The organism is Arthrobacter sp. BGA-UO-ETr-C19 (assembly GCF_059568005.1).
Genome location: NZ_JCAQPC010000024.1, coordinates 631,324 through 644,069 on the forward strand (window position 1 = coordinate 631,324; position 12,746 = coordinate 644,069).

Sequence of the window (12,746 nt, forward strand, 5' to 3'; positions counted from 1 at the left end):
AAATGGCAGTTGGGTCAAAGGATCTTGCACCCGCACAGCTGGACGGTTTCGACAACGAGCGTCTCGTTGAAGAACTCCGCAAGTCCAAGGAAGAGCTGTTCAACCTGCGTTTCCAGTCCGCCACCGGACAGCTGGAGAACCACGGTCGTCTGCGCGCGGTAAAGAAGGACATCGCACGCATCTACACCGTTCTCCGTGAGCGCGAGCTGGGCATTCGTGCCGAGGTTGCCGCACCGGTTGTGGAAGCCAAGGAAGAAAAGAAGTCCAAGAAGTCTGCAGCTAAGAAGGCTGAAAAGCCGGCAGAGGCTGAGACCGAGGAGGACGCCAAGTGAGTGAAAAGGACGAGAACGTGACGGAAACTGCTACGGCAGCTACGGCTGAGCAGCGCGGTTACCGTAAGACGCGTCGCGGCTACGTGGTCTCTGACAAGATGGACAAGACCATCGTTGTTCAGGTTGAAGACCGCGTGAAGCACGCCCTGTACGGCAAGGTCATCCGCCGCACCTCCAAGGTCAAGGCACACGACGAGCAGAACACCGCCGGCATCGGCGACCTGGTTGTCATCGCCGAGACCCGCCCGCTGTCCGCCACCAAGAACTGGCGGCTCGTGGAGATCCTCGAGAAGGCTAAGTAATACCTGCAGCACCGCCTCTGGCAGCTGTACCGGAAACCCCCGTTCCCTTTGGGAGCGGGGGTTTCCGCGTTAAGCGGGGAGTGTCCGACGGCGGGCCGAAAGTCTGACTTACATGTCGCCGTCGTACGTTGCGGGGGAGCCCCGTCTGGTGATATGGAGCTGGGCCCCAACTGTGCTAGGATATTGAGTTTGTATGGCGCCTGTTGTGCGCCGACAGCAAACCTCGTAAACAATCGTGCCACGGCATAGTGCCCCCTTGCGCCCCCACGGGCTTGGGAAGCAACTGTTTGTGGCACGGGCGTTTAGGCCTGGTCTGGCAAAATCCAGTCAGGTCAAGAGACACCCCGATCAACCGTTCCGCAAGGCTCATTCCGTAGGAAGATTTTCGGTCTGAGAACCGGCGCGACGCAAGGAGTAAATAGTGATTCAGCAGGAGTCGCGACTCAAGGTCGCCGACAACACGGGTGCTAAGGAAATCCTTACCATTCGCGTTCTCGGTGGATCTGGCCGTCGCTACGCAGGCATTGGCGACGTAATCGTCGCAACCGTCAAGGATGCAATTCCGGGCGGCAACGTAAAGAAGGGCGACGTCGTCAAGGCTGTCATCGTCCGTACCAAGAAGGAACGCCGCCGTGCGGATGGTTCCTACATCAAGTTTGACGAGAACGCAGCCGTCATCCTGAAGAACGACGGTGACCCCCGCGGTACCCGTATCTTCGGACCGGTTGGTCGTGAACTCCGTGACAAGAAGTTCATGAAGATCGTTTCTCTGGCTCCGGAGGTGCTCTAGTCCATGGCTAAGATCAAGAAGGGTGACCTGGTACAGGTCATCACTGGCGCCAAGGCTGAGCGCGGCGGCGACCGTGGCAAGCAGGGCAAGGTTCTGCGCGTGTTCCCGGACACCAACCGCGTGCTGGTTGAGGGTATCAACCGCGTAACCAAGCACACCAAGGTCGGCCAGTCGCAGCGCGGCACCAAGACCGGCGGCATCGAGGTTGTCGAGGCTCCGATCCACGTTTCCAACGTGGCTCTCGTTGACCCGTCCACCAAGAAGCCGACCCGCGTTGGTTTCCGCCTCGACACCGTTGAGAAGGACGGCGTCAAGAAGACCGTCCGCATCCGCGTGGCCAAGAGCTCCGGGAAGGACATCTAATGACTGAGACTCTCGAGACTCCGGCAACGAAGATCGTTCCTCGTCTGAAGACCAAGTACGCCGATTCCATCAAGAGCGCGCTTCTTGAGGAATTCAAGTACGAGAACGTGAACCAGGTTCCCCGTCTGGTCAAGGTTGTAGTGAACATGGGTGTTGGAGATGCCGCTAAGGACTCCAAGCTGATCGACGGCGCTGTCCGCGACCTCACCCTGATCACCGGCCAGAAGCCGCAGGTCACCAAGGCCCGCAAGTCGATCGCCCAGTTCAAGCTGCGCGAAGGCATGCCCATTGGTGCACACGCAACCCTGCGTGGCGACCGCATGTGGGAATTCGTGGACCGTCTGGTCACGCTGGCTCTGCCCCGTATCCGCGACTTCCGCGGCCTGAGCGGCAAGCAGTTTGATGGCAACGGCAACTACACCTTCGGTCTGACCGAGCAGGTTATGTTCCACGAGATCGACCAGGACTCCATCGACCGCACCCGCGGTATGGACATCACGGTTGTGACCACCGCCAAGACCGACGACGAAGGCCGCGCGCTGCTCAAGGCGCTTGGTTTCCCGTTCAAAACCGAAGCTTAATTAACTACGTAAAAGGTCCGGCCGCTCTTGTCCCCCAGGGACAGAATGGCGGAAACCGTTACGAGGAAGGGCAAGTGCCCAAATGACAATGACAGATCCTGTCGCAGATATGCTTACGCGCCTGCGTAACGCAAACTCGGCATACCACGATTCCGTGTCTATGCCTTACAGCAAGCTCAAGGCCCGCGTTGCGGACATCCTGAAGGCCGAAGGTTTCATCGCCGGCTGGAAGGAAGAAGAGGCTGAGGTTGGCAAGAAGCTGACCATCGACCTCAAGTTCGGTCCGAACCGCGAGCGTTCAATCGCTGGTGTCCGTCGCATCTCCAAGCCGGGTCTCCGCGTTTACGCGAAGTCCACCAACCTGCCGCACGTGCTGGGTGGCCTGGGTATCGCAATTCTGTCCACCTCTTCCGGCCTCCTGACTGACAAGCAGGCCGGCAAGAAGGGCGTGGGCGGCGAAGTCCTCGCTTACGTCTGGTAACGGGAAAGGAAGAGAATAATGTCACGTATTGGACGTCTCCCCATCACCGTTCCTGCCGGCGTTGAGGTCAAGGTTGACGGCTCTGTCGTCAGCGTCAAGGGTTCCAAGGGCGAGCTGAGCCACACTGTGGCCAGCCCGATCGAGGTTGCGCTGGAAGACAGCACCCTGACCGTCACCCGCCCGAACGACGAGCGCGCCTCCCGTTCGCTCCACGGCCTGACCCGCACCCTGATCGCCAACATGATCCAGGGCGTCACCGCAGGCTACGAGAAGAAGCTTGAAATCGTCGGTACCGGTTACCGCGTTCAGGCCAAGGGATCTGACCTTGAGTTCGCTCTCGGCTACAGCCACCCGGTCAGCGTTTCCGCTCCGGCCGGCATCACCTTTGCAGTAGAGGGGCCGACCAAGCTCTCTGTCTCAGGCATCAACAAGCAGCAGGTCGGCGAGGTTGCTGCCAACATTCGCAAGCTGCGCAAGCCTGACCCGTACAAGGGCAAGGGCATCCGCTACGCGGGCGAAGTCATCCGCCGCAAGGTCGGAAAGGCTGGTAAGTAACCATGGCCATCGCCATTAACAAGAAGCGTACGAACAAGAGCAAGTCTGCTTCGCGCAGCCGCCGCCAGCTTCGTATCCGCAAGCGCATCTCCGGAACGGCTGTACGTCCTCGCCTGGTCGTCAACCGCTCCGCACGCCACGTATTTGTCCAGGTTGTCGATGACACCATTGGCCAGACCGTAGCGAGCGCGTCCACTCTGGAAGCTGACCTTCGTGCATTCGACGGTGACAAGACCGCCAAGGCCAAGCGCGTTGGCGAGCTCGTTGCCGAGCGTGCCAAGGCTGCCGGCGTCGAGGCTGTTGTGTTCGACCGTGGTGGTAACAAGTACCACGGCCGGATCGCGGCCGTCGCTGACGGTGCACGCGAAGGTGGGCTGTCACTGTGACCGAAGCAAACAAGGAAAAGGACACTGTGTCTGCAGAAGAGAAGGCGACCGAAGCCGCAGCTGCTGAGACCACTGCCCCCGCTGCCGAGGACCGCCGTGGTGGCGCCCGTCGCGGCGAGCGTGGCGACCGTGGCCAGGGCCGCGGCGACCGCGGTGGCCGTGGCGGCCGCGATGGCGGACGTGAAGCCGAGAAGAACCAGTACATCGAGCGCGTAGTTACCATCAACCGCGTTTCCAAGGTCGTCAAGGGTGGTCGTCGCTTCAGCTTCACCGCACTCGTCGTCGTTGGTGACGGCAACGGTCTGGTTGGCGTCGGTTACGGCAAGGCCAAGGAAGTTCCCGCTGCTATCGCCAAGGGCGTTGAAGAGGCCAAGAAGTCCTTCTTCCGCGTTCCCCGCGTTGGCAACTCCATCCCTCACCGCGTTCAGGGTGAAGCCGCTGCAGGCGTCGTAATGCTGCGTCCGGCTTCCGCCGGTACCGGTGTTATCGCCGGCGGTCCGGTCCGTGCAGTACTGGAGTGCGTGGGCATCCACGACATCCTCTCCAAGTCGCTCGGTTCCTCCAACGCCATCAACATCGTTCACGCGACCGTTGATGCCCTGAAGCGCCTCGAAGAGCCGGCAGCCGTGGCAGCACGCCGTGGCCTGCCGCTGGACGAGGTCGCTCCGCCGGCACTGGTCAAGGCTCTGATGAACCAGAAGGCAGGTGTCTAAGTCATGGCGAAGAACCTGACTCCCTCCGACGCCAAGTTGGAGATCACCCAGATCAAGGGCGTCATTGGCGCCAAGCAGAACCAGCGCGACACCCTGCGGTCCCTCGGCCTGAAGCGGATCGGACACACCGTTGTCCGCACCGCCGACGCCGTGACCGTTGGAATGCTCAACACGGTTCCGCACCTCGTGAATGTTGAGGAGGCGAAGTAATGGCAGAGAAGAACACGGCCGAGACCGCAGCTGCTGAGAAGCAGAGCGCTCTGAAGGTTCACCACCTGCGTCCCGCCCCGGGTGCCAAGACCGCCAAGACCCGTGTTGGTCGTGGTGAAGGCTCCAAGGGTAAGACCGCCGGTCGCGGTACCAAGGGTACGAAGGCCCGCTACCAGGTGAAGGCTGGCTTTGCCGGCGGCCAGCTGCCGCTGCACATGCGCCTGCCGAAGCTTCGCGGCTTCAAGAACCCGTTCCGGGTTGAGTTCCAGGTTGTGAACCTGGAGAAGCTCAACGAGCTGTTCCCGGAAGGTGGCGCTGTCACCGTGGAGGACCTGGTTGCAAAGGGTGCTGTTCGCAAGAACCAGCCCGTGAAGGTGCTTGGCACCGGCGACATCACCGTCAAGGTTGACGTCACCGCCCACGCCTTCTCAGCCAGTGCCACTGAAAAGATCGCTGCAGCCGGCGGCAGCACCACCGCGCTCTAGGGATTCCGTCCCGGAGCCGGTGGGCAATAGCCCGCTGCACAAACTCCCGGCACGGGGGCCGAGGCCCCCGTGCCGGGAGTTTTTTCATACCCATTGGGTCTTCCGGATTGTTCGCATGCCGCAAACACCGGTTAGACTCGGTTGTTGGGTTTATAGACCTGCATCACGAGACTTATTAACTACTGAGGAGGACGCTTGCTAAGCGCATTCGGCCGGGCGTTTCGAACGCCTGATCTGCGACGCAAGTTGTTGTTCACGCTGGGAATCATCACAATCTTCCGCTTGGGAGCCTTTATCCCCTCGCCCGGTGTGAGCTACCAGAATGTCCAGCAATGCTTGTCGAACGGGCAGACCCAGGGCGGGATCTACCAGCTCGTCAATCTTTTCAGCGGCGGTGCATTGCTGCAGGTCTCCATCTTCGCCCTGGGCATCATGCCGTACATCACGGCGAGCATCATTGTGCAGCTGCTGCGCGTGGTCATTCCGCGTTTCCAGCAACTGTACGAAGAGGGCGCCTCCGGGCAGTCCAAGCTGACGCAGTACACGCGATACCTGACGATCGCCCTTGGCCTGCTGAACGCCACGACGCTGGTGTCGCTGGCACGGTCAGGCCAGTTGCTGCCCGGCTGCAACCTGCCCATCATTCCGGACCAGGGCGTCATCACCACGATCCTCATCATCATCACGCTGACGGCCGGCACCGGCCTCATCATGTGGATGGGTGAGCTCGTGACCGAGAAGGGCGTCGGCAACGGCATGTCGCTGCTGATCTTCACGGCCATCGCTGCCGGCTTCCCCACCTCGCTGGGCGCCATCTGGTCCGCGCAGGGCCCGGGCACGTTCTTCATCGTGCTGGCCATCGGCCTGCTGACGGTTGCCCTGGTGGTGTTCGTGGAACAGTCCCAGCGCCGCATCCCGGTGCAGTACGCCAAGCGCATGATCGGTCGCCGTACAGTGGGCGGCACCAGCACCTACATCCCCATCAAAGTGAACATGGCCGGCGTCATTCCCGTCATCTTCGCTTCCTCGATGCTTTACCTGCCGGCGTTGATCTCCCAGTTCAACCAGCCGAAGGCGGGGGAGTCGATCCAGCCGTGGGTGGAGTGGATCAACAACAACCTGACCCGCGGAGACCACCCCATCTACATGGCGCTGTACTTCGCCATGATCGTGTTCTTTACCTACTTCTATGTCGCGATCACCTTCAACCCTGAAGAGGTCAGCGACAACATGAAGAAATACGGCGGCTTCATTCCGGGTATCCGTGCCGGCAAGCCGACCGCGGATTACCTGCAGTACGTCCTGTCGCGCATCACGCTGCCCGGAGCCTTCTACCTTGGCTTCGTGGCACTGATACCGCTGGTGGCGCTCGTGCTGATCAACGCAAACCAGAACTTCCCGTTCGGTGGCACCTCGATCCTGATCATGGTGGGCGTTGGCCTGGAAACCGTCAAGCAAATTGACGCGCAGCTACAGCAGCGTCACTACGAAGGGCTATTGCGATGACCAGAATGTTGATTATCGGACCACCGGGTTCGGGCAAGGGCACGCAGGCGGAACGCATTTCTGAACGCCTCGGCGTCGTTGCGATCTCCACCGGCGATATCTTCCGCGCCAATGTGAAGGGCGAGACTCCGCTCGGCGTTGAGGCCAAGAAGTACATGGACAACGGGGATTTCGTCCCGGACAGCGTGACCAACAAGATGGTCCGCGACCGTCTCAGCGAAGGCGACGTCGAGGACGGCTTCCTGCTGGACGGCTACCCCCGCACCACCGCCCAGGTTGACTACCTGGACCAGATCCTGGCCGACGGCGACCAGAAGCTGGACGTGGTCCTGCAGCTCACCGCCGATGACGAGGAACTCGTGTCCCGCCTGCTGGGCCGCGCGAAGGAAACCGGACGCAGTGACGACAACGAAGCCGTCATCCGCCACCGCCTGGACCTCTACCACGAGCAGACCGAGGCTGTTGTGGCCAAGTATGCCGAACGTGGCATCCTGACCCAGGTGGACGGCATCGGCCAGATCGACGAGGTTACCGACCGCGTCATGCAGGCCATCAAAGAGGCGCAGGCCGCCTGATATCAGTTCCAACGCTGCGAGGCTCCTCCCGGACCATGGGGAGGGGCCTCCGGCATTTAGCCCTGGGGCCGCTACCAGCCCGGCCGGGGGGCACATTGAGAGGAAACACCGCTGATGGCATTCGGCCAGCCACGGATTGAATACAAGACCAACGCCCAGATGCGCACCATGCACGAGGCCGGGCTCGTCCTGAGCCGCGCCCTCGACGCTGCCGTGGCGGCAGCAGCCCCGGGTGTCACCACCAAGCAACTGGACGAGGTCTTCGCTGCGGTGCTGCTTGAGGCGGGCGCAAAGTCCAACTTCCTGGGCTACCACGGGTTCCCCGCCACCATCTGCACCTCGGTCAACGAGGAAGTGGTCCACGGCATCCCGGGGGACAAGGTGCTGCAGGACGGGGACATCATCTCGATCGACGGCGGCGCCATTGTGAACGGCTGGCACTCCGACTCGGCGCGGACCGTCATTGTGGGAACGCCGGATCCGGAGGACCAGCGGCTCTCCGACGTCACCGAGACGGCCCTGTGGCACGGCATCGCCGCCCTGGCCAAGGGCAAGTTCGTGGGCGACATCGGCGCGGCAGTGGACGACTATGTCTCCTCGGTGCCGGGCAAGCCCCTGGGCATCCTCGAGGACTATGTGGGCCACGGCATCGGCTCCGAGATGCACATGGCCCCCGACGTCCTGAACTACCGCACCAGCCACCGCGGCCCGAAGATCCGCCCCGGCCTTTGCCTGGCCATCGAACCCATGCTGGTGCGCGGCGGCATCGAGACGGCAGTGCTGGAGGACGACTGGACCGTAGTCACCACCGACGGCAAGCGTTCGTGCCAGTGGGAGCACTCCGTGGCAGTCCACGAGAAGGGGATCTGGGTACTCTCGGCGCCCGACGGCGGCGCGGCCAAGCTTGCGCCCCTTGGCGTGGTGCCGGTCCCGATCCCCAACTAACTCGCATTTGTTGTCGTTTTGACGGCTGAAAACGACAACAAATGCGAGTCAGTTGGGCGGGGCGGCGACTCGTTGCTGTCCGCAGGGGAGAATGGGCGCATGGGAGCGCAGGGAAAGATCACCGATGTGCCGGGCGTGCGTGTCGGGCACCAACAGAAGTCCGACGGCGGGTGGCTGAGCGGGGTGACAGTGGTCCTGCCCCCTGCGGGGACAGTCGGTTCGGTGGACGTCCGCGGGGGAGGACCCGGAACCCACGAGACCGATGCGCTGGACCCCACCACCCTCGTACGCACGGTGGACGCCGTGGTGCTGACCGGCGGCAGCGCCTACGGACTGGTTACTGCACACGGCGTCCAGCGGTGGTGTGAAGAACAGGGCCGCGGCTTCGCCGTGACGGGAGGGGTGGTGCCCATCGTTCCGGCGGCAGCCATCTTCGACCTCGGCCGCGGCGGCGACTTCAGTGCCCGCCCGGATGAGGCCATGGGCTACGCGGCGGCCGCAGCTGCGCGGGCGCAGACGGAAGGGCACGACGTCGAACGCGGCAATGTGGGAGCCGGCACCGGAGCCGTCATCGGCCGCGGGAAATACAAAGGGGGAGTGGGCACAGCGTCGGTCACCCTAAGAGACATCTCTGACGGCGGACCGGTCGTGGTAGGTGCGATAGCGGTGGTGAATGCGCTCGGCCTTCCGCTGGTTCCGGAAGCGTCTGGTGAGCCCGGCACACCCGAGCAGCGGGTGGAACCCGGCACACCCCTCAACACAACGCTCGTGGTCGTCGCCACGAATGCGGTGCTGGATGTGGCCGAGTGCAAGCGGACCGCATCCGCTGCCCATGCGGGGCTGGCGCGGGCGCTGAACCCGAGTCACACCCTGGCCGACGGGGACACCGTGTTCTGCCTCGCCACCGGGGGCCAGGAGCTGGACAGGAGTACGGAAGCTGCCCGGCAGATAAGTCTGATGACGCTGCAGAGTGCGGCAGCCGACGTCGTACGTTTGGCCATCCTGGACGGGGTCAGCAGCGCCCAGGCGGTGACAACTCCTGCGGGCGAATTTGGTGCATACCCGGGCGATGTGCGCTAACATAGCTGGATTTAACTTTCCGGCCCTAATGCCGTAGAGTTGCATGTTGGTTGTCTGCCCTGCCACGCCCATTTGCGGCCGGAGGGCGACGGTCAATCAAATCAAAAACGTCCGCAGTCATGCCCGGCGCCAGCCGGAGGTCTGTGGCAAACAACAGTTAGCGGAGGATATGGCCAAGAAGGACGGGGTCATTGAGATCGAGGGCGTAGTGACTGAGGCGCTGCCCAACGCGATGTTTCGTGTTGAGCTCACCAACAAGCACGTCGTCCTGGCACACATCTCTGGAAAGATGCGCCAGCACTACATCAGGATTCTCCCTGAGGACCGGGTAGTGGTGGAGCTGAGCCCTTACGACCTGACACGTGGTCGTATCGTCTACCGCTACAAGTAAACGTTGGGCGGCCAAGGCAATTGCCTAAGGCCGCTCCAGCGGCCCAACTGCTATCACGCAAAGGAACGCCATGAAGGTCAAGCCGAGCGTCAAGCAGATCTGCGAAAAGTGCAAAGTGATCCGCCGTAACGGCCGGGTCATGGTGATCTGCGAGAACCCGCGCCACAAGCAGCGCCAGGGCTAATTCCCGTCAGGGAATCCCTGGGTTGCTAACCCACGCAAGTAAATAAAGGCAGCACAAGCTGAACTGGGACGCATGGGCCCGGACAGCTAACCCCCGGTCGGAGGCTGGGGCCGCACTGAAAGTGCGGGTGTACTGCCTACGACCTCCGGTTTATTCAAGGAGTACCGCCACTATGGCTCGTCTCGCTGGCGTAGACATTCCCCGCGAAAAGCGGCTGGAAATTGCGCTTACTTACATCTACGGCGTGGGCAAGACCCGTGCACACGAAACCCTGGCTGCCACCGGCATCAGCGCTGACGTTCGGGTCAAGGACCTGACGGATGCGCAGCTGGTAGAGCTGCGTGACTACATTGAAGGCAACTACAAGGTTGAGGGTGACCTTCGCCGCGAAGTGGCAGCAGATATCCGCCGCAAGGTTGAAATCGGCAGCTACGAAGGCCTGCGTCACCGCAAGGGCCTGCCCGTACGCGGTCAGCGTACGAAGACCAACGCTCGTACCCGCAAGGGCCCGAAGCGTACCGTCGCCGGCAAGAAGAAGGCCCGCTAAACCGCATTTGCCTTAGGCAAATGTGGGATCAGCACGGCCTTCCCCCAAATAACTTTCTGTAGGAGAAGAAATGCCCCCGAAGACTCGTGGCGCGGTTCGCAAGCCGCGTAAGAAGGACAAGAAGAATATCGCGCTTGGCCAGGCGCACATCAAGAGCACGTTCAACAACACCATCGTGTCCATCACGGACCCGACCGGTGCTGTGATCTCCTGGGCTTCCGCCGGTGAGGTTGGATTCAAGGGCTCGCGTAAGTCCACCCCGTTCGCCGCGCAGATGGCTGCCGAAGCCGCCGCCAAGCGTGCACAGGAGCACGGCCTGAAGAAGGTTGACGTGTTCGTCAAGGGACCGGGTTCCGGACGCGAAACCGCCATCCGCTCGCTGCAGGCTGCCGGCCTCGAGGTTGGCTCCATCCAGGACGTCACCCCCGCCGCGCACAACGGCTGCCGTCCGCCGAAGCGCCGCCGCGTCTAAGTACTTTCCGCAGCCGGAGCTTGCCCGGACCCGTTTCGGGTCCGGGCAAGCCCGCCGCGTTAAGTCCTCAGACCGATTTTCCACCACCTGTGTTGCGTCATATAGCGGATGCTCGCCGAAAGGAAACCTAAGTGCTCATTGCACAGCGCCCCACCCTCTCCGAAGAGGTCGTCTCCGAAAACCGCTCCCGGTTCATCATTGAACCGCTGGAGCCGGGCTTCGGTTACACCCTCGGAAACTCCCTCCGCCGTACCCTGCTCTCCTCCATCCCCGGTGCCGCTGTAACCAGCATCCGGATCGATGGCGTGCTGCACGAGTTCACGACGGTTCCGGGTGTCAAGGAAGATGTCACCGAGATCATCCTCAACATCAAGAACCTGTCCGTGTCCTCTGAGCACGACGAGCCGGTTGTTGCTTACCTGCGCAAGCAGGGCCCCGGAGTCGTCACCGCCGCGGACATCGCTCCGCCGGCCGGCGTCGAGTTCCACAACCCGGATCTGCACATTGCCACGCTGAACTCGAAGGGCAAGTTCGAACTCGAACTGACCATCGAGCGCGGCCGCGGCTACGTATCGGCAGCTCAGAACAAGTCCGGCGACGCAGAGATTGGCCGCATTCCGGTTGACTCCATCTACTCGCCGGTGCTGAAGGTTACTTTCCGCGTGGAAGCTACCCGTGTTGAGCAGCGCACCGACTTCGACAAGCTCATTGTCGACGTTGAGACCAAGCAGGCCATCGCCCCGCGCGATGCCGTTGCTTCCGCTGGCACAACCCTGGTGGAACTGTTCGGTCTGGCCCGCGAGCTGAACACCGCAGCTGAGGGTATCGAGATTGGCCCGTCGCCGACGGATGCTGCCCTGGCAGCAGACATGGCTCTGCCGATCGAGGATCTGGACCTCACCGTCCGTTCCTACAACTGCCTCAAGCGTGAGGGCATCCACACCGTGGGTGAACTCGTTGCCCGCTCCGAGGCTGACCTGATGGACATCCGCAACTTCGGTGCGAAGTCCATCGATGAGGTCAAGGCAAAGCTGGTTGAACTGGGTCTGTCCCTGAAGGACTCGCCTCCCGGTTTCGACCTTGCTGCCCGCGCCGCAGCCATCGAAGAGGACGACGCCGCGTTCAGCGACGACGAGCTCTAACAAGCAGATCTTGGCCGAGGGGCTGGCCCGCACCGCGATGTGCGCAGCCTCCCGGCTTCCATATGAGGAGAAACAATTATGCCTACCCCCACTAAGGGTCCGCGCCTCGGAGGCGGCCCGGCTCACGAGCGTCTGATGCTCGCGAACCTGGCTTCCGCACTGTTCGAGCACAAGCGGATCACCACCACGGTCACCAAGGCCAAGCGCCTGAAGCCGTACGCAGAGCGCCTGGTCACCTTCGCCAAGCGTGGCGACCTCGCTTCCCGCCGCCGCGTTCTCGGCCTGATCAGCAACAAGGGCGTCGTCCACGAGCTGTTCACCGACATCGCCCAGGCTGTGGAGAACCGCAACGGCGGGTACACCCGCATCACCAAGATTGGCAACCGTAAGGGCGACAACGCTCCCATGGCTGTCATCGAGCTGGTTCTCGAGCCGGTTTCCGCCAAGCAGGCCGTTGTAGCCGAGGCTACCCAGGCCGCTGCCGCTGCTGCTCCGGCTGCAGAGGAAGCTCCCGAGGCAGAGGTCGTTGAGACCGAGGCTGCAACCGAAGAGGCTCCGGCCGCTGAGGAAGCCGCTGCTGAGGAAGCTCCGGCTGAAGAAGCTGCTGCTGAAGAGGCTCCGGCCGAGGAAGCTGCCGCTGACGAGGCTGCTGCCGACGAGGCCAAGGACGCGAAGTAATTCGCAAAATCCTTCGCATAGACTTGAG

The 12,746-nt window shown here is 62.3% G+C and carries 21 protein-coding genes; all 21 read left to right on the forward strand.

From position 1 onward, the window contains the following. Positions 1–2 precede the first annotated feature (2 nt). The 21 genes from rpmC (at position 3) to rplQ (ending at position 12,718) form a co-directional block, all read left to right on the forward strand. Positions 3–332 (forward strand): 50S ribosomal protein L29, encoded by a 330-nt coding sequence (rpmC, locus tag AC57BR_RS21815; protein ID WP_003803792.1) that lies wholly within the window; start codon positions 3–5, stop codon positions 330–332. Beyond that, positions 329–634: a 30S ribosomal protein S17 gene (rpsQ, locus tag AC57BR_RS21820; protein WP_076801234.1), complete on the forward strand. Its 306-nt coding sequence runs from the start codon at positions 329–331 to the stop codon at positions 632–634. Before rpmC ends, rpsQ begins: the two co-directional genes overlap by 4 nt. Before the next feature lie 421 nt (positions 635–1,055). Further along, positions 1,056–1,424, forward strand: coding sequence for a 50S ribosomal protein L14 (gene rplN / locus AC57BR_RS21825; protein WP_003803789.1), 369 nt, complete (start codon positions 1,056–1,058; stop codon positions 1,422–1,424). Positions 1,425–1,427: 3 nt separating this feature from the next. Continuing rightward, positions 1,428–1,787, forward strand: a complete 360-nt coding sequence (gene rplX / locus AC57BR_RS21830) for a 50S ribosomal protein L24 (RefSeq protein ID WP_003803770.1) — start codon at positions 1,428–1,430, stop codon at positions 1,785–1,787. Next, positions 1,787–2,368: a 50S ribosomal protein L5 gene (gene rplE, locus AC57BR_RS21835; protein WP_003803769.1), complete on the forward strand. Its 582-nt coding sequence runs from the start codon at positions 1,787–1,789 to the stop codon at positions 2,366–2,368. The genes rplX and rplE overlap by 1 nt, the downstream gene beginning before the upstream one ends. An 82-nt stretch (positions 2,369–2,450) precedes the next feature. Beyond that, entirely contained in the window at positions 2,451–2,849 is a 399-nt protein-coding gene (gene rpsH, locus AC57BR_RS21840; RefSeq protein ID WP_496364399.1) for a 30S ribosomal protein S8, read from the forward strand. An 18-nt stretch (positions 2,850–2,867) separates the two neighbouring features. Then, a complete protein-coding gene (gene rplF, locus AC57BR_RS21845) occupies positions 2,868–3,404 on the forward strand; it encodes a 50S ribosomal protein L6 (protein WP_003803764.1) in 537 nt (178 codons plus the stop codon). A 2-nt stretch (positions 3,405–3,406) separates the two neighbouring features. Continuing rightward, positions 3,407–3,790, forward strand: coding sequence for a 50S ribosomal protein L18 (rplR, locus tag AC57BR_RS21850; RefSeq protein ID WP_003803763.1), 384 nt, complete (start codon positions 3,407–3,409; stop codon positions 3,788–3,790). Continuing rightward, positions 3,787–4,503, forward strand: coding sequence for a 30S ribosomal protein S5 (gene rpsE, locus AC57BR_RS21855; RefSeq protein ID WP_496364402.1), 717 nt, complete (start codon positions 3,787–3,789; stop codon positions 4,501–4,503). The genes rplR and rpsE overlap by 4 nt, the downstream gene beginning before the upstream one ends. A gap of 3 nt (positions 4,504–4,506) precedes the next feature. Continuing rightward, positions 4,507–4,713, forward strand: a complete 207-nt coding sequence (gene rpmD, locus AC57BR_RS21860; RefSeq protein WP_003803757.1) for a 50S ribosomal protein L30 — start codon at positions 4,507–4,509, stop codon at positions 4,711–4,713. Beyond that, positions 4,713–5,198: a 50S ribosomal protein L15 gene (rplO, locus tag AC57BR_RS21865; RefSeq protein WP_306924871.1), complete on the forward strand. Its 486-nt coding sequence runs from the start codon at positions 4,713–4,715 to the stop codon at positions 5,196–5,198. The genes rpmD and rplO overlap by 1 nt, the downstream gene beginning before the upstream one ends. Before the next feature lie 195 nt (positions 5,199–5,393). After that, positions 5,394–6,704, forward strand: coding sequence for a preprotein translocase subunit SecY (gene secY / locus AC57BR_RS21870; RefSeq protein ID WP_307104311.1), 1,311 nt, complete (start codon positions 5,394–5,396; stop codon positions 6,702–6,704). Positions 6,705–6,709: 5 nt separating this feature from the next. Then, positions 6,710–7,279 (forward strand): adenylate kinase, encoded by a 570-nt coding sequence (locus AC57BR_RS21875; protein ID WP_175304999.1) that lies wholly within the window; start codon positions 6,710–6,712, stop codon positions 7,277–7,279. A gap of 114 nt (positions 7,280–7,393) precedes the next feature. After that, entirely contained in the window at positions 7,394–8,224 is an 831-nt protein-coding gene (map, locus tag AC57BR_RS21880) for a type I methionyl aminopeptidase (RefSeq protein ID WP_496364405.1), read from the forward strand. Between the two features lie 99 nt (positions 8,225–8,323). Next, positions 8,324–9,304, forward strand: coding sequence for a P1 family peptidase (locus AC57BR_RS21885; protein WP_496364407.1), 981 nt, complete (start codon positions 8,324–8,326; stop codon positions 9,302–9,304). A gap of 169 nt (positions 9,305–9,473) precedes the next feature. Continuing rightward, on the forward strand, positions 9,474–9,695 hold the full coding sequence (infA, locus tag AC57BR_RS21890) for a translation initiation factor IF-1 (protein ID WP_011775571.1): 222 nt from the start codon (positions 9,474–9,476) through the stop codon (positions 9,693–9,695). A gap of 70 nt (positions 9,696–9,765) precedes the next feature. Further along, on the forward strand, positions 9,766–9,879 hold the full coding sequence (rpmJ, locus tag AC57BR_RS21895) for a 50S ribosomal protein L36 (protein WP_009358722.1): 114 nt from the start codon (positions 9,766–9,768) through the stop codon (positions 9,877–9,879). Positions 9,880–10,051: 172 nt separating this feature from the next. Then, positions 10,052–10,426, forward strand: coding sequence for a 30S ribosomal protein S13 (gene rpsM, locus AC57BR_RS21900; RefSeq protein ID WP_003803743.1), 375 nt, complete (start codon positions 10,052–10,054; stop codon positions 10,424–10,426). Positions 10,427–10,496: 70 nt separating this feature from the next. Next, a complete protein-coding gene (gene rpsK, locus AC57BR_RS21905; RefSeq protein WP_003803734.1) occupies positions 10,497–10,898 on the forward strand; it encodes a 30S ribosomal protein S11 in 402 nt (133 codons plus the stop codon). A gap of 131 nt (positions 10,899–11,029) precedes the next feature. Continuing rightward, positions 11,030–12,040, forward strand: coding sequence for a DNA-directed RNA polymerase subunit alpha (locus AC57BR_RS21910; RefSeq protein ID WP_003803733.1), 1,011 nt, complete (start codon positions 11,030–11,032; stop codon positions 12,038–12,040). A gap of 78 nt (positions 12,041–12,118) precedes the next feature. Then, positions 12,119–12,718, forward strand: a complete 600-nt coding sequence (gene rplQ / locus AC57BR_RS21915; RefSeq protein WP_496364412.1) for a 50S ribosomal protein L17 — start codon at positions 12,119–12,121, stop codon at positions 12,716–12,718. Positions 12,719–12,746: the final 28 nt, after the last annotated feature.